Raw genomic sequence first — 15,128 nt, 5'->3', positions numbered from 1 at the left:
CAGCAGGAGGACCACGACATGAAGCGCCGTACTCTCGTCGGCGGCATTGCGGCTGCCGCCGCGACGGCAGCCGCTTCCGGCACAGCGGCACCTCGCCGCATCGGTATGAGCGACGTGGAGCGTCTGCGGGAGCGTTTCGTCGAGATCATCGCAAGTGACCACCGTCACGGCGGACAGCTTGGCATCGAGAAGCGGGCTGCCGTGCTCGCCGACGACGCCCTCACACTGCAGAAGGCAAGCAGCGCCACCCAGCGTGTGCGAAACAGCCTCTACGCCTCTGCGGCTGCGTTCACCTCTTCGGCCATGTGGGCCGCCATCGACGGCCGCCGATACGACGCAGCCAAGTCATACATGCGTGAGGCGCAGGCCCTCGCCGAGATGTCCGGGGATCAGACGATCAAGTTCCGCATCTGGAGCCACGCGGGCACCATGTATCGGCACATGGGCCGCCCCGCAGACGCGCTCGCGGCAAACGATGTCGCCCGTAACCTGCATCTCACTCGCCGGGACCCTCTCTTCGCATCCCTCGGTCTGGCCCGGCAGGGGGCCATCCAGGGGACGGCACAGGACCGCACTGGCGTCCGTCGTGCGTTCGAGCAGGCGCAGGAAACCATGCTGCGTGCCGATCCCACAGACAACCGGCCGGTGTGGATGATCGCCTTCTACGATCAAGCCGAGCTGGACTCACTGGCCCTTTCAGCTCACTTGGCACTCGGCGACTACCCCACCGCGGAGTATCACGCCCACCGTTGCCTTTCCGCCCTGCGACCCCACATGGTCCGCTCTCGGGCTGTGGCTACGACCCGGCTCGCCCACGCCCAACTCGGGCAGGGCGATGCCGACACCGCGACGGCAACCGCAATGGCTGTCCCCGCTGAAGCCGCCGGCCGCCACCCCCGGGTGACGCGCATGCTGGAAAAGTTCGGAAGCGCCCTGGCCACCACCGCGCCACGCAGTTCCGCCGTTCAGATGTGGAGCGAACACACCGCTGCTTGGAGGGCCAACTCATGACCAGGGCGCCTGCCGCCGAACTGCGCACCTTCACCACCCTGGACTCCGTCCGCAGCGACTTCCTCGATGTGTACGCCGATGTGCGTGCTCCGCTGCTTCACCTTCCGAACTACGCGGTCACCGCGTTCGGCGAGCGCCTGGAGCGGCACAGCACCGAACCGGGGTTCACGGCAGTCCTCGCGTACGTCGAGGGGCATCCGGTCGGCTACGCCTACGCCAATTCCATCGAGCACGGCGACCGCTACTGGCAACGCACCACCCCTCCGCCTGCCGGGAAGTACACCGAGCGGCCGGCCGTGGCCTTGAAGGAGCTCGGTGTCCGTACGGCTTGGAGGAAGACCGGCACTTCCCGCCGCATCCACGACGCCCTCCTCGCCGACCGCAACGAGCCCTACGTCACGCTCATGGTCAACCCAGCCGCCGGGGACGGAAAGGTCCACGCGCTCTACGAGTCGTGGGGGTACGAGGACATCGGGCGGAGTCAGCCGTCGCCCGCCTCACCAGTGCTTACGGTGATGATCCGCGCCGCCCGCCGGCCTGCTCCGACACCGCGGAAACTTGTATAGGTCGAGCTATAATAAGCGGACCTATCCATGCAGAGGTGAGCCGTGGACAAACCCGCCGAGATGTTCGACCGCGACTTCGAGTGGGCCGAGCTGACCCGTTTCGCCGCCCTGCCCGGCCCGCATGCCACGCTCGGCGTGGTGTCCGGCCGCCGCCGCCAGGGAAAGACCTTCCTCCTGGACGCCGTCACACGGGCAAGCGGCGGCTTCATGTTCACCGCCACCGAGACCACCGAAGCCGACGCCCTGCGCCAGTTCGGTGAAGCCCTCGCCCGCCACCGGGGCCAGCCCACCCCGTTCCGCTTCACCCACTGGAACGAGGCGGTCACCGAACTCCTGCGCATCGCGGACCGGGACGGCCCGACCGTCGCGGTCATCGACGAGTTCCCCTTTCTCGCCAAGGCCTCTCCCGCCCTTCCCTCGATCCTCCAGCGCGCTCTCGACCCAACCGCCCAGCGCACCAACACCCCTGTACGGCTCCTGCTGTGCGGTTCAGCCCTGTCGTTCATGGGCGGACTCCTCTCCGGCAATGCCCCGCTGCGTGGCCGTGCGGGCCTCGAACTCGTCGTTCCCACACTTGACTTCCGCCTGGCCGCGGAGTTCTGGGAGATCACCGACCCGCGCACCGCTCTGCTCACTCACGCCATCGTCGGCGGCACCCCCGCCTACCGGCGCGAGTTCACTCAGGGCGACTCCCCCGCCGGGCCCGACGACTTCGACGCCTGGGTCTCCCGCGCCGTGCTCAATCCCGCCCGTCCCCTCTTCCGCGAAGCCCGCTATCTGCTGGCCGAAGAACCGGAACTGCACGACACCGCGCTCTACCACTCCGTCCTGGCCGCCATCGCCGCCGGAAACTCCACTCGCGGCGGCATCGCCGACTACCTCGGCCGCAAGTCCACCGACCTCGCCCACCCGCTCAGCGTCCTCCAGGACGTCGGCATGATCACCCACGAAGCCGACGCCTTCCGCCGCAATCGCTCCGCCTACCGCATCGCCGAACCGCTCATCGCCTTCTACCACGCGGTCATGCGCCCTGCCTGGGGTGACCTGGAACGCCCCGGGCGTGCGCCCGCTGTCTGGCGCCGCGCCCAGTCCACCTTCCGCAGCAAAGTCGTCGGCCCGCACTTCGAACAGGTCTGCCGCGAATGGGCCCGCTGGTACGCCGCCCCCGCGACCCACGGCGGGCAGGTCACACGGGTCGCCGGCGGGACCGTCAACGATCCCGCCGCGAGAACCAGCCACGAAGTCGACATCGCGACTCACGGCGAGGCCGACAGCGGCCGCGAGACGCTGCTCGCCATCGGCGAGGCCAAGTGGAACGACGTCATGGGGAGGGGACACCTGGAGCGTCTTCAGCACATCCGCGCCCTCCTGACCGGGCGCGGCACGGCCACTGGCACCACCCGGCTGCAGTGCTACAGCGGCGTGGGCTTCACCGACGAGCTGCGCCACCTGACCGAGAGCGACCCCACCATCCAGCTGATCGATCCACACCGGCTCTACCACGGCGAATGAGGGTGGGACGCGCCCGTCCTCCGGCCCGCTCGTACTCCTGACCGGCGCCCGCACCGCCACCGGACATGGAGAGGGAAGCTGCTCTCCGCCACCGTGTCACGCCGCTCCGGCTTGCCGCTGGGCCACCCACCACGACCAGGAGAACATGCGGTTCCTCCTCGCGTCCCGGCCCGGCTCGGGGCCTGTGCGGACTGTGGGCTGCTGGTCATGCCGAGGGTGGGTGGCTGTCTGCCGCCAGTCCCGCGAGGAGGTCGCGTACGAGGCTCGCGGCCTGGGTGCGGGTGCGGGCCCGATCGTCGGTCTCCGCGATCGTCAGGGAGAGCTCGGTCAGGGCTCCGTAGAACGCTCCGGCGATCAGTTCCGCCGGGTGGGGGCGGAGGCGGCCGGCGTCGAGGGCGGCCCGCACGATGTCGAGGACCAGGCCGCCGAGGTGGAGCTGGTCCAGTTCACGCCATCGCTGCCAGCCCAGGGCGATCGGCCCCTGCTGCAGCACGATGTGCCGGTAGGCGTGATCCATGCAGATGTCGAGGAACTCGTCGACCGCGCGGTCGGCTCGCTCACGCGGGTCCGGGAGGGGGGCGATCGCCGCCGTGATGCGCGCGGTGGCCTGTCGTTCCAGTTCTTCGAAGACGGCCTCGAAGAGTCCGGGCTTCCCGTTGAAGTGGTGGTAGAGCGCACCGCGGGTCAGTCCGGCGGCACGCACCAGCTCCTCCGCGGACACGCTCGCGTACTCGCGCTCGGTGAAGAGCTGCCGACCCGTGTCGAGCAGGCTCTGGCGGGTGTTCTCCGCATACCGCTCTCGCAGCCGTTCCATACAGAAGGGATAACACATACACTCCGCATCTCACATGCAGAGCGTATGAAGGGTGACGGCGATGAGGAAACACGCGGACGTCGTGGTCATCGGGGCCGGAGTGGCAGGGCTGGTGGCAGCCCGCGACCTGGTCCGGGGCGGAGCGGACGTGCTCGTCCTGGAGGCACGCGACCGGGTCGGCGGGCGGCTGCTGAACGACGAGCTGCCCGGGGGCGAACCCATCGAGGTGGGCGGCCAGTGGGTCGGCCCGGGCCAGGACCGCGTGCTGGCGCTGATCGAGGAGCTGGGCCTGCGCACCTATCCCACCCATGTCGACGGCAGGCACATCGCCGAGGTGGGCTCCTCCCGCTCCGTATACACGGGCCGGATCCCGAGACTGAATCCGCTGGTGCTGGCCGACATCGGGCAGGCCCAGTACCGCCTGGACCGGCTCGCGCGGCAGGTCGCCGCTGCCGATCCGTGGCTGGCTCCCCGCGCCGGGGAACTGGACGGCCAGACGTTCGCCACCTGGCTGCGCAGGACCGCACACACCGCGGGCGGCCGGGCCTTCCTCCGGCTGGTGACCGAGGCGGTGTTCGCCGCCGGGCCCGAGGACATGTCCGCGCTGTGGGCACTCTCCTACGTCGGCGGCGCCGGCGGCCTTGACCCGCTGATCAAAGCGGCCGGCGGGGCGCAGCAGGACCGCGTGGTCGGAGGGACACAGCGCATCGCGCTGGGCATGGCGGAGGAACTCGGCAGCCGGGTGATCCTCGGCGCACCCGTCACCGACATCGAGTGGGAGTCCTCGGGCGTCCGCGTGCTCACGCGCGGCGGCCCGACGGTGCGCGCCCGCCGGGCCGTGGTCGCGGTGCCGCCCCCGCTCGCGGCCCGCATCCGCTTCGCTCCGGGCCTTCCGGGCGACCGCGATCAGCTCGTCCAGCGGATGCCGATGGGCAGAGTCATCAAGGTCAACGTCGCCTACGACGAACCGTTCTGGCGCGACGCGGGCCTGAGCGGCCAGGCGAACAGCACCGTCCGGGCCCTGGGCGCCGTGCTCGACAACACGCCGTTCGGCGGCTCCCCCGGCGTCCTCGTCGGGTTCCTGGAGGGACAGCACGCCGACGCCGGTGCGCGCATGACCCTCGACGAGCGCCGCGCCCAGGTGATCGACGACCTGGTCGGCTACTTCGGGCCCAGGGCCCGCTCCCCCCTCGCCTACATCGAACGGGACTGGGCCGAGGAGGAGTACAGCCGCGGGTGCTACGGAGCATTCGCCGTACCCAACACCCTCACCCGGTTCGGCCCGGCGCTCCGTGCGCCGATCGGCCCCCTGCACTGGGCGGGCACCGAGACCGCCGTCAAGTGGGCGGGCTACATCGACGGGGCCGCCGAATCCGGCCATCGTGTCGCCGGCGAAATCCTTCCTCGGTTCCGCTGACCGGGAAGCCACCGCCGAGATGGCGCCTGCCCCTCGGTGATGGACGAGCAGCGGGCCACTCCGGAGTATCGCGACCGCCGTGGGGCGGCTCGGTGATCAGCGTCCGGGCGTGGCACACGGGCTGGATTCGCCGTGCGGCTCCGGCCGCGCGCTTCCCGCGGCGGACAACGCCCGATTCGGCCCATTTCCCCAGTAATCTCCGGGGTCCTTGTGCTAGATTCGCACACATGGAAATCGGGGTGCGCGTTGCCGAGGCGAGAGCGGAGAACGGACTCACCCAGGCTCAGTTGGCTGCCGCTGTCGGCATGGACCGCACAGCGCTGGCGAAGATCGAGTCGGGCACCCGCGGGGTGGCTGCCGTGGAACTAGTCGCCATCGCACGCGAACTGAGACGCCGGGTGGAGTGGTTCGTCGAGGAAACCCCGCCCGCACTCGCCTCGTACCGAGGAGCGCAGTCCGAGGTCTCCGTGCAGGCCATCGACGTGGAACTCGACTCGCTCGTGCGGGACGCCGAATTCGTCACCTCACGCTGTCCCGAACTGACCGAGGCACAGCCGGAACCGCTGCCCCACCCTCGCGCGACAGCGGAAGCGGAGCAGCTGGCAGCTTCCGCGCGCCGGCTCCTCGGCCTTCGAGCGGACCAGCCGGCACACGAACTCTCCCGGCTGTGCGCCGACGTGGGACTGCTGGTCTTCGCCGTAGACCTCGGAGAAGGTGCGGACGGTGGCACGGTGCTGCTGCGACGCGGCGGAGTCGCCGTCGTCAACGGCCACTGGCGGGTGGGGCGCCGGCGCCTCACGACTGCCCACGAGCTGGGGCACTACCTCATCGCCGACCAGTTCTCGCTGGACTGGCGGGTCGCCGCAGCAGAGGCACAGGGTATGGAGGCCAGGCTGGACCGCTTCGCCCGCGCCCTCCTTCTGCCCGGAGAAGATCTCCGTGGACGCTGGACGAAGTGGCTGGCCATCTCGGACGAGACGTGGCGCGACGCCGCAGTCCGTGCCGCCAGTCACTACGGAGTGGACATGACGACCCTGGCGCGCAGGCTTCTCGAGATCGATCTGGTGGACAGAAGCCGCTCGGATGAGATTCGCGGCGTTCAGACCAAGCAGGCCGACATCGTGGAGAAAAATCTCGTCATCAGGGAGGAACTGGCCCCGGTGGCGATGCCTCGGCCTTATCAGCAGGCAGTGCTGAAGCTCTACCGTCGCGAGGTAATTACCGCTGATCGAGCCCTCGGGCTGCTCCGCGGCACTTTCACCCGTGACGAGCTCCCCGATCTTCCTCCCCTGCCGGAGTCGGAGATCTGGAAAGTGACGTCGTGACGGAGCCGCCCACCGCTTATGTGCTGGACACCGGCCCGCACCGTCCGTCGCACCCTGGGCTTGCTGTGCGACGCGATTCGAGAAGGGCTTCTCACGGTACCGTCGGTGTCTGCGCCGGCCGACGACCTGCTCGCGAGTCAGTACCGTCTCCCCTTCAAACACGGTGGATTCGCCGAGTGGTGCGAGCGGGAAGGAGTCTTCGCACACTGACTCATGCGGGGTACGACATGCACGAGGGCCGTGGCCGTGGCGATGGCCAGGTCGGGCAACGGGAGGTGTCGGTGTCAGGTCTCACCGAGGAGCAAGCACTCACGGAGTTGAGAACCCTCGCCCGGACGCGCGCCCTTGGCCGCCATGTCGGATCCGACCGGCTCATCCGAGCTGCCCTCGACGCGCTCCTGGCCGGCATCGACTCGCCCTCGCTCCCGCTCCTGGCCGGCCTCGGTCGCCGCGAGGAGCACGAGGCTCAGGAACTGTTCGGCCACCTGGCGGAAGAGCTGGGCATCGGCTTCGATGCTCCTGCCGATCCGATGGCCGCCAAGTGGGCCTTGGCATACTGGTTGGCCGCGCAGATCGTAGATGGTTCTCTGGACCCGGCAACCGGCGCCGACCTCATCTGGGCCGAAGTAGCCATTGCCCTCGACTATCCCAGCGAACTTGCCTCAGTCGTCGCATGCGCCGTACAGCTGGAGGACTGGGACGAGACGTGGGACATACCTCTGGAGCGGCTGAAGGAAGCAGCCGTTCGTGCAGCCCGCGAGCTGCTCGAGTGCGAAAGTCCCGGCACCGTCTCCTGAGAGTCGGGGCCGGGAAGCGATCGCAGGCGGATTCGGTGAGTGTTGCCACACCCACTGGGCCCGGGACGCCGAGTTGGTCAAGGACGGACTCGAGCTCGAGGCCGTAGGCGACACCGATACCCACGTGCCTGTCGGCGATGCGCTGCGGAGATCAGTGCTCTGCCCATCCGTGTTTCGCGGGGTTCGTTCCGATTGGGGCGCGGAGAGTCTCTTCCCGGGAAAAGCCGGAGCGCCTGCCGGTCCTTCGGCGTATCTTCGGCGGCATGGAGATCCGCGTCGCCACTGACGACGACTGGCCGGGCATCTACCCGTTCTACGCCACGATCATGGCGGCGGGCAGGACCTACCCGTTCCCCGAGCGGCAATCCCCGGACGAGGCGAAGCCCTGGTGGATGGAGCAGCCGCCGGGCCGCACCGTTGTCGCCGTGGACGGGGGCGAGATCGTCGGGTCGGCCAAGATGGGGCCCAACCGTCCGGGCCGTGGGTCGCACATCGGCACGGCCTCGTTCCTGGTCGATCCCGCACACCAGGGCCGGGGCATCGGGCGGGCGCTCGGGCAGTACGCCATTGCCTGGTGCCGGGAGCAGGGATTCAGTGGTATGACGTTCAACGCGGTCGTGGAGGTCAACGCCCCGGCGGTGCATCTGTGGAAGTCGCTGGGCTTCGAGGTGATCGGGACGGTCCCCGGAGCCTTCGATCACCCGGAGCACGGGCGGGTGGGGCTCCATGTCATGTTCCGGAGTCTGTGAGTCCCGCCGGGGAGGGACGTCGGCCGTCCCGGGTTGAGCCGGCTCTCAGCGGAGGGTTGCGCGGAGCTGGGCCGGGGTGGGCCAGGGGGCCGCGCGGTGGATCATGCGGTGGCAGTTGGAGCAGATCAGGGCGAGGTCCGAGAGACGTGTGGTCCCCTCGCCCGCTTCGTGCAGGGGAACCACGTGATGGCATTCGATGTAGCCTTCGCCGCGCTCGCCGTAGACCGCGCCGAAGTCGAAGTCGCATACCTCGCAGGCGAGGGTGCCGCCGCTTCTGAGCACGGTGGCGATCTTCCGTGAACGCAGTGCCCTGCTGCGCTCACGTGTGCGGTGACGCCGGTACAGGGTGCGGCCTTCCGGCGCGCTGAACTCCTCCTCACTGTTGTCGTTCTCGTCGTCCCCGGGCCGCGCCGGATGGAGGGAGCCGTTCCGCAGTCCGTCGCGCAGGAGTTGTGCGGCGCGAGCCATCTCGGTGGGTCGGCTGAGGAAGTCATCCAGGACGTCGAGCACCAACCGCTGTCTGCCGGCTGAGCTTTGCCGACCCGAGCGGTGCTTCGCGATGTCGGAGGTCGTTCGGGACACCTCGTCGGTGAGGCGGCTGCCGGTGTCGGGCCTCTGCTCCGGGCTGGGCACGAGGAGACTCAGGAGGTCGCAAAGCTCGGCGATGCGGGGGTCCTTCATCGCCAGGTCCTTCCATTCATTCCTGGCGACCTGGTCGCAGATCAGGATGAGCTCGTCGCGTGTCCACTCCCGCCCGTGAACGGCTTCGACGGTGAAGCCCTCGCGTATCAGCCAGTCCACCGCGTGGCCGACACCTCCGCTGAGATCCTGTGGCGTCAGCGGCTCGCCGTACCGGTACTTGTGCGCCACCCCGGCGATGGCCTTCGAGTCGTACTCCTTGCCCTCGTGGACAAGGATGTAGGTGTGGGCCTTCCGGTAGCCGTACTTCCGTAGGAACACCTCGCGGCCGAGTTCGTCGTACTCGTCAAGTGTCTTCAGGATGTCGCTGCGCGAGATCGCTCCGTTGCCCACGGCCGGAGTTTAAACACTTGATACGACAATCGACTTATCGGTGGATGNGGCGCCCCCCCCCCGACGGGTCAGGTGGTCACCCGGCCCGGGTCAGTTCGCTGTGCAGGAGACCGATGGCCAGGTCCAGTTGCCGTTGTGTCTGATGGTGACACCCCAGTTGTTTCCGTTGCCGTTCGGTCTGGCTGTCAGGACTTGTTGACTCGGCCATGTCGCCTGGACGTTCCAGGTGGCGATGATCTCCGCCGGGGAGGGAACGTTCATCGTCACGGTCCAGTTGCTGGAGCCGGAGACCGAGACGTTGAGGTTGTAGCGGTCGCCCCACTGCTCACCCGCGGACAAGGTCGCGGAGCAGCCGCCACCGCCGCCGCCACCCCCTCCGCCGCCACCGCCACCGCCGCCACCACCGGAGCCGCCCACGGTGATGTTGGAGTTGCCACTGCTCTGGTAGCCCTCGGTCGCCATGATCATGTAGTCGTGGTTGCCGAGGGGCATCCCGGCCCTGGCCCACGCGTCGAAGTGGTTACCGGTGGTGATCGTGCCGCCCGTCCGCTTGGTCTGGCGGACGCTCCAGTACTGCTGGAACGTCTGCGTACCGTCGATGGAGGGGGAGTTGTAGCGCGTGGTCTCGTAGATGTCGTACGTGCCGCCGTCGCTGGTGACCGTGCCCTTGAAGGTGCCGGTGGGCCGGTAGGTGCCCCAGTTGTCGACGATGTAGTACTCGACCAGGGGGTTCCTCGCCCATCCGTAGAGCGCCAGGTAGGCGTTGCCGGAGGGGTTGAACGTCCCGGAGTAGTTCACGCTCATCCGGCTGCCGGTGCGCCAGCCCTTGCCGACGACGAAGTTGCCGGTGTTGCTCCAGTTGGTGCTGTAGTTGCCGCCGGAGCCCATGTTCATGGAGACGGAACCACCGCCGTCGGTCCAGAACGAGTAGAAGTACCCGCCGTGGGTCCCGGTCTGGTTCGAGGTGATGGGGTTGGCGTGTGCGGTGCCGGCCGGGAGCACCGCGACCGCGATCAGCGCGGCGGACACGCCGGCGACGATCAGCCTGGCGCGGCTGAGCAGCCGGGTCTTCAGCAGACGCCGGATTCGGCCGGGTCTGTGTTTCTTCGGAGAGGACAGTGCGTCGTTCATGCGTGCTTCCTTCCTTCTTCTGAAGGCTGGCGGGGAAGCCAGGCAGCGTGATACGAGCCGACGGCGCTGCCGGTGGCCAGGGTTCGGCCACCGCGTGCCGGCGTCGTACGACGACGGTGGGTGAGTGCGTCCGCCGTGCGGAACGGTGAACGCGCGACCGGGCCACGGCAGGTGGTCCGGACCGACAGCCGTGACGGCCTGTCGATGGCGACAGTGTTGGGTCGGTCCGACGGACTGTCAACAGTTCCCGGAGAATTTCCGATAGCTCAACCCTCGGGCGAGTAACGCCCGTTGAGGGGTTATTGCTGTTCAAAGGGACTCCCGGGACCTCGAAGGCGGCAGAAATCTGGAGTCGGCGTGGAGGGACGACCACGGCAAGCGCGACCCCTGCCGATACTTTCCGGAAACCTTTCGGAGCACTCTGCCTCGCGGGCAGCGGAGGACACTCCGGGCCCGGCCGGGCCGCTTCCGGCGCGCCGGGAACACGCGCCGCACGCGCGTCACTACTCTCCGAATGCGGCCGGTGACGCAGGGGCCGCCTGTCTCCGAGCGCCGGCACCACCGTGGGAGCGTCGTCATGCGCCAGGGTTCAACGGGAAGCACCACCGCCCCGGCCGAGCGGTGGATCTCACTGTTCGCGGTCTGCGGGGCCGCGGGAATGGTCTGGCTGGCGTTCAGCGGGCTGGCGGTGGCGATCCCGACCCTCGCCGACGAGTTCCACAGCAGCATGACCACCCTCCAGTGGGCCAACAACGCCTTCAGCCTTGTCACCGGAGCGCTGGTGATCGCGGGCGGCAGGTTCGCGGACCTCTTCGGCCGCCGCCTGATGTTGCAGGTGGGAACGCTTCTGCTGACCGCCTTCTCCGTGCTCGCGGCCCTCGCGCCCACGGCGGCGTGGCTGATCGTCGGGCGGGGGCTCATGGGCATCGGGGCCGCCCTGGTCCTCCCGGCCTCACTGGCCCTGATCCCCCGCGAGTTCTCGGGGCGGGCCGAGGTGGCCGCCTTCGGGGTGTGGCAGGCGGTGGCCTGGGGAGGGCTGTCCGTCGGCCCGGCGATCAGCGGCGCGCTCACCGACGCGTTCGGCTGGCAGTGGCTGTTCTGGATCAACATCCCGCTGGCCGTCGTCACCCTCACGGTGGTGCGGCTGACCACTCCCGAGTCCCGCGACACCGGGGTCTCCCGTCACATCGACGTGCCGGGCCTGGCCGCTGTCGGCCTCGCGGTCTTCGCATTGCTCTACGCGCTCACCGAAGGGCCGGACGCCGGCTGGACGAGCCCGCTGACCGTGGGCCTGCTGGTGGCGGCCGTCGTGCTCGCCGCCGCCTGGATCCGGATCGAACGGCGGGTGCGCCGTCCTCTGGTGGACCTGAAGCTGTTCCGGATCCGGACGTACGACGGAGCGCTCACGGCCAACCTGACGATGAACGTCCTCTACGCCGGGCTCAGCTTCCTCCTGGTGCTCTGGCTGCAGAACGTCCGCGGCTACGACCCCGTGGAGGCCGGGGCGCTGCTGCTGCCCGCCACAGCCGGGGTCTTTCTGTGCATTCCGCTGGGCGGGAGGCTGGAGAACCGCCTGGGCGGCGGACGGCCGCCCGTGGTGCTCGGACTCTTTCTGGCGGCCGTCGGCCTGGCGGGCCTCGGTGCACTCGGCGACGACACCACGACGTGGCTGCTGGCCGGCGGGCTCTTCGTGACCGGCCTGGGGCTGGGCCTGGTGAGCACCCCGGTGGCCGACACGGCGGTGGGCGAGGTACCGGCCGATCTGTCCGGAACGGCCGCCGGAGTCTTCAAGATGTCCAGCATGCTCGGCGGCGCGTTGGGGGTCGCCGGGTTCTCCGCCGCGGCCCGTGGCATCACCGTGCGCGAAGGGGACGACGTCGTCCGCGCCTCGGGTCTCTCCCAGGAGGAGGTCTCTCAGGCCAAGGAGGCGCTGGTGAACTCCTCCTCGTTCCACGAGGCGATCGCCTCGCTGCCGTCCGACATCCGGGAGACCGTCGCCCGCGTGGCCACCGAGGCGTTCACCTCCGGTGTCGCCGGGACGATGCGGGCCGCCGCCGTGGTGGGCCTGGTGGCGGCGGTCGCCGTCTTCTTCGTGTGGCCGCGCGGCCCTCGCCGGGCCCGCTGACCGGCGTTCCCCCGGCGTGCGGCGACCGGGGCGGGCCCGTCTCAGGCCTGCCAGGCGGCCAGCAGCTCCTCGGGGCCGAAGGCCCCGGCGAGCCCGCGGGTGGCGAACCCGCCGCGGGAGACGGCGACGAGCGGTACGGGCAGATCGCTCACGGCCGCCCGGTGCTTGTGCAGGGCGGACAGGTCGTGGGCGTCGAAGGGGGAGTTCTCCAGCCACTTGACGGAGCCGAGAAAGCGCAGTTCCTCGGCCACCGGCCCTCGGTCCGCCCCCACGATGTCGATCTCCACGTCATTGCTCCGCGTCCAGTAGCCACCGATCACCGGGGCCGCCGGGACCTCCCCCACCGGCACCAGCCGCGCGAGCGACTCCCGGACCAGCCGCTCCACGGCCCGGCCGCGCCACGAGGTCCACCGGCGACGGATGACGTCCATGACGAGATCGCCTCGCAGGCGCCAGTAATGAACCCCGCAGTTCTTGCGGCGCGGCCCTGTCCGGAGACGAGTGAGGGGCCCTCCTCCCGTGCCGGGTGGCGCGGGAGGAGGGCCCCTCTCGGGTGGGGGCGCCGGGCGGCGCGGGGAGACGCCGGCCCGAAGGGGCCCTCAGGCCGGAGGCGGAGGCGGCCCCGATCCGGTGGGGAGCGGTGGCTCGGCCTCGATGAGCCGCAGCTCCTCCTCGGTCAGCAGGCGGGAGCGGATCAGGAAGCGGACGCCCTCCGGGGCCTCCAGGGAGAATCCGCTGCCCCGCCCCGGCACCACGTCCACCGTCAGATGGGTGTGCTTCCAGTAGGCGTACTGGTCCGCGCTCATCCAGAACGGCACGTCGCCGGCGATGTACCCCAGCAGCACATCGGACGCGCCGACCCGGAACTCGCCGCGCGGGTAGCACATCGGCGAACTCCCGTCGCAGCAGCCGCCGGACTGGTGGAACTCGACCGGCCCGTGCACGGCGGTCAGCCGCTCCACCCAGTCCGCCGCCGGCGTCAGCGCGACCCGGGCGGTGCGCGGTGTCCGGCCGGTCATCAGAAGAAGCCGAGCTTCTTCGGCGAGTAGCTGACCAGCAGGTTCTTGGTCTGCTGGTAGTGGCTGAGCATCATCTTGTGGTTCTCGCGGCCGATGCCGGACTTCTTGTAGCCGCCGAACGCCGCGTGCGCGGGATAGGCGTGGTAGCAGTTGGTCCACACGCGTCCGGCCTTGATCTCGCGGCCCAGGCGGTAGGCGGTGTTGCCGTCCCGGGTCCACACGCCGGCGCCCAGCCCGTAGAGGGTGTCGTTGGCGATGGTGAGCGCCTCGTCCACGGTGTCGAAGGTGGTGACGGAGACCACCGGGCCGAAGATCTCCTCCTGGAAGATCCGCATGTCGTTGGTGCCGCGGAAGATCGTCGGCTCGATGTAGTAGCCGCCCTCGCAGCCCTCCACCGTGCGGGGTCCGCCGCCGGTGAGGACCTCGGCGCCCTCCTGCCGGCCGATGTCCAGGTAGGACAGGATCTTCTCGTACTGGTCGTTGCTGGCCTGGGCTCCGATCATGGTGGCCGGGTCCAGCGGGTCGCCCGCGACGATGGCCTTCGTGCGCGCCACGCAGCGCTCCATGAAGGCGTCGTACACCGAGGAGTGGATCAGCGCACGGGACGGGCAGGTGCACACTTCGCCCTGGTTGAGCGCGAACATCACGAAGCCCTCGACGGCCTTGTCCAGGTAGTCGTCGTCGGCGGCCGTCACGTCGTCCAGGAAGATGTTCGGGCTCTTGCCGCCCAGCTCCAAGGTGACGGGGACGATGTTCTCGCTGGCGTACTGCATGATCAGCCGCCCGGTGGTGGTCTCGCCGGTGAACGCCACCTTGGCCACCCGCGGGCTGGAGGCCAGCGGCTTGCCGGCCTCGGCGCCGAAGCCGTTGACCACGTTGACGACGCCGGGCGGCAGCAGGTCGGCGATGAGCTCCATCAGCACGAGGATGCTGACCGGGGTCTGCTCGGCCGGCTTGAGCACCACGCAGTTGCCGGCGGCCAGCGCGGGGGCCAGTTTCCAGGTGGCCATCAGCAGCGGGAAGTTCCACGGGATGATCTGTCCGACCACGCCCAGCGGCTCCTGGAAGTGGTAGGCGACGGTGTCCCCGTCGATCTCGCCGATGCTGCCCTCCTGGGCGCGGATCACCCCGGCGAAGTAGCGGAAGTGGTCCACGGCCAGCGGCAGGTCGGCCGCCATCGTCTCCCGGACCGGCTTGCCGTTCTCCCAGGTCTCGGCGACGGCCAGCTTCTCCAGGTTCTCCTCGATCCGGTCGGCGATCCTGTTGAGGATCACCGACCGTTCCGTGGCGGAGGTGCGGTTCCAGGTGACGGCCGCGGCGTGCGCGGCGTCCAGTGCCAGTTCGATGTCCTCCGCGGTGGACCTGGCGGCCTGGCAGAACGTCCTGCCGGTCACCGGGGAGGGGTTGTCGAAGTACTGCTGCTTGACGGGGGCGACCCACTCGCCCCCGATCCAGTTGTCGTACCGGGAGGCGAAGCTGACGATGCTGCCCTCGGTGCCGGGCTGCGCGTAGACCATGGTGCGGCTCCTCGATCGCGTGCGGTGGGGGTGCGGTGGCCGTCGCACCCCGTGGAGGCACTGTGGGGCCCGGGGGTTGGTGAAAGGTTGGCGTCCGCGCGGCGGCCGTTCCG

13 protein-coding genes and 1 pseudogene are annotated in these 15,128 nt (G+C 69.6%); 8 read left to right on the top strand and 6 right to left on the bottom strand.

Going from position 1 to position 15,128, the window contains the following annotated elements; all coding sequences use genetic code 11:
- Positions 1–18: 18 nt before the first annotated feature.
- Genes ABD299_RS11445 through ABD299_RS11435 form a run of 3 tightly spaced genes read left to right on the top strand, consistent with a single transcriptional unit; the run spans position 19 to position 3,089 of the window.
- On the top strand, positions 19–1,011 hold the full coding sequence (locus ABD299_RS11445) for an NsdA family TPR-like regulatory protein (protein ID WP_486388911.1): 993 nt from the start codon (positions 19–21) through the stop codon (positions 1,009–1,011).
- A complete protein-coding gene (locus ABD299_RS11440; protein WP_344261150.1) occupies positions 1,008–1,577 on the top strand; it encodes a GNAT family N-acetyltransferase in 570 nt (189 codons plus the stop codon). The genes ABD299_RS11445 and ABD299_RS11440 overlap by 4 nt, the downstream gene beginning before the upstream one ends.
- A 60-nt stretch (positions 1,578–1,637) precedes the next feature.
- Positions 1,638–3,089, top strand: coding sequence for an AAA family ATPase (locus tag ABD299_RS11435; RefSeq protein WP_425581315.1), 1,452 nt, complete (start codon positions 1,638–1,640; stop codon positions 3,087–3,089).
- A 205-nt stretch (positions 3,090–3,294) separates the two neighbouring features.
- Here the strand turns inward: ABD299_RS11435 and ABD299_RS11430 are convergent, their stop codons facing one another.
- Positions 3,295–3,903 carry a TetR family transcriptional regulator gene (locus ABD299_RS11430; RefSeq protein WP_344261144.1) on the bottom strand — a complete coding sequence of 203 codons (609 nt, stop codon included), beginning with the start codon at positions 3,901–3,903 and terminating at the stop codon, positions 3,295–3,297.
- 61 nt (positions 3,904–3,964) lie between these two features.
- Here ABD299_RS11430 and ABD299_RS11425 point away from each other — a divergent pair, with 61 nt between their 5' ends.
- The 4 genes from ABD299_RS11425 (at position 3,965) to ABD299_RS11410 (ending at position 8,191) form a co-directional block, all read left to right on the top strand.
- Positions 3,965–5,320 carry a flavin monoamine oxidase family protein gene (locus tag ABD299_RS11425; RefSeq protein ID WP_344261141.1) on the top strand — a complete coding sequence of 452 codons (1,356 nt, stop codon included), beginning with the start codon at positions 3,965–3,967 and terminating at the stop codon, positions 5,318–5,320.
- Positions 5,321–5,547: 227 nt separating this feature from the next.
- A complete protein-coding gene (locus ABD299_RS11420) occupies positions 5,548–6,645 on the top strand; it encodes a helix-turn-helix domain-containing protein (protein WP_344261138.1) in 1,098 nt (365 codons plus the stop codon).
- A 281-nt stretch (positions 6,646–6,926) separates the two neighbouring features.
- Positions 6,927–7,442, top strand: a complete 516-nt coding sequence (locus tag ABD299_RS11415) for a hypothetical protein (RefSeq protein ID WP_344261135.1) — start codon at positions 6,927–6,929, stop codon at positions 7,440–7,442.
- 263 nt (positions 7,443–7,705) lie between these two features.
- Positions 7,706–8,191: a GNAT family N-acetyltransferase gene (locus ABD299_RS11410; RefSeq protein WP_344261132.1), complete on the top strand. Its 486-nt coding sequence runs from the start codon at positions 7,706–7,708 to the stop codon at positions 8,189–8,191.
- A 45-nt stretch (positions 8,192–8,236) separates the two neighbouring features.
- Here the strand turns inward: ABD299_RS11410 and ABD299_RS11405 are convergent, their stop codons facing one another.
- Both ABD299_RS11405 and ABD299_RS11400 read right to left on the bottom strand, forming a co-directional pair.
- Positions 8,237–9,223, bottom strand: a complete 987-nt coding sequence (locus tag ABD299_RS11405; protein ID WP_344261129.1) for an HNH endonuclease — start codon at positions 9,221–9,223, stop codon at positions 8,237–8,239.
- A 90-nt stretch (positions 9,224–9,313) separates the two neighbouring features.
- Positions 9,314–10,354: a glycoside hydrolase family 11 protein gene (locus tag ABD299_RS11400; protein WP_344261127.1), complete on the bottom strand. Its 1,041-nt coding sequence runs from the start codon at positions 10,352–10,354 to the stop codon at positions 9,314–9,316.
- 577 nt (positions 10,355–10,931) lie between these two features.
- On the opposite strand from ABD299_RS11400, the gene ABD299_RS11395 reads away from it, so the two are divergent.
- Entirely contained in the window at positions 10,932–12,479 is a 1,548-nt protein-coding gene (locus tag ABD299_RS11395) for an MFS transporter (RefSeq protein ID WP_344261125.1), read from the top strand.
- Positions 12,480–12,520: 41 nt separating this feature from the next.
- Here ABD299_RS11395 and ABD299_RS11390 read toward each other — a convergent pair.
- The 3 genes and pseudogenes from ABD299_RS11390 to adh form a co-directional block, all read right to left on the bottom strand.
- Positions 12,521–12,931, bottom strand: a pseudogene (locus tag ABD299_RS11390) (DUF234 domain-containing protein); the annotation flags it as partial.
- A 147-nt stretch (positions 12,932–13,078) separates the two neighbouring features.
- The gene (locus tag ABD299_RS11385; RefSeq protein ID WP_344261122.1) at positions 13,079–13,498 is read right to left on the bottom strand and encodes a DUF779 domain-containing protein; all 420 of its coding nucleotides are present in this window, start codon (positions 13,496–13,498) and stop codon (positions 13,079–13,081) included.
- Complete coding sequence (gene adh, locus ABD299_RS11380) at positions 13,498–15,015, bottom strand: aldehyde dehydrogenase (protein WP_344261119.1); 1,518 nt, start codon at positions 15,013–15,015, stop codon at positions 13,498–13,500. Before adh ends, ABD299_RS11385 begins: the two co-directional genes overlap by 1 nt.
- Between the last annotated feature and the right edge of the window lie 113 nt (positions 15,016–15,128).

The sequence above is a fragment of the Streptomyces sodiiphilus genome (assembly GCF_039529215.1).
GTDB lineage: Bacteria > Actinomycetota > Actinomycetes > Streptomycetales > Streptomycetaceae > Streptomyces > Streptomyces sodiiphilus.
The sequence above is the reverse complement of the archived record's forward strand: the minus strand, read 5'-3'. Positions and strand labels throughout refer to the sequence as shown.

Excerpts from the sequence above, each read along its gene's own strand:
- ABD299_RS11385 (WP_344261122.1), bottom strand. The coding sequence starts at position 13,498 with ATGACCGGCCGGACACCGCGCACCGCCCGGGTCGCGCTGACGCCGGCG.
- ABD299_RS11400 (WP_344261127.1), bottom strand. The coding sequence starts at position 10,354 with ATGAACGACGCACTGTCCTCTCCGAAGAAACACAGACCCGGCCGAATC.
- ABD299_RS11445 (WP_486388911.1), top strand. The coding sequence starts at position 19 with ATGAAGCGCCGTACTCTCGTCGGCGGCATTGCGGCTGCCGCCGCGACG.
- ABD299_RS11395 (WP_344261125.1), top strand. The coding sequence starts at position 10,932 with ATGCGCCAGGGTTCAACGGGAAGCACCACCGCCCCGGCCGAGCGGTGG.
- ABD299_RS11420 (WP_344261138.1), top strand. The coding sequence starts at position 5,548 with ATGGAAATCGGGGTGCGCGTTGCCGAGGCGAGAGCGGAGAACGGACTC.
- ABD299_RS11440 (WP_344261150.1), top strand. The coding sequence starts at position 1,008 with ATGACCAGGGCGCCTGCCGCCGAACTGCGCACCTTCACCACCCTGGAC.
- ABD299_RS11435 (WP_425581315.1), top strand. The coding sequence starts at position 1,638 with ATGTTCGACCGCGACTTCGAGTGGGCCGAGCTGACCCGTTTCGCCGCC.
- ABD299_RS11430 (WP_344261144.1), bottom strand. The coding sequence starts at position 3,903 with ATGGAACGGCTGCGAGAGCGGTATGCGGAGAACACCCGCCAGAGCCTG.
- adh (WP_344261119.1), bottom strand. The coding sequence starts at position 15,015 with ATGGTCTACGCGCAGCCCGGCACCGAGGGCAGCATCGTCAGCTTCGCC.
- ABD299_RS11425 (WP_344261141.1), top strand. The coding sequence starts at position 3,965 with ATGAGGAAACACGCGGACGTCGTGGTCATCGGGGCCGGAGTGGCAGGG.
- ABD299_RS11410 (WP_344261132.1), top strand. The coding sequence starts at position 7,706 with ATGGAGATCCGCGTCGCCACTGACGACGACTGGCCGGGCATCTACCCG.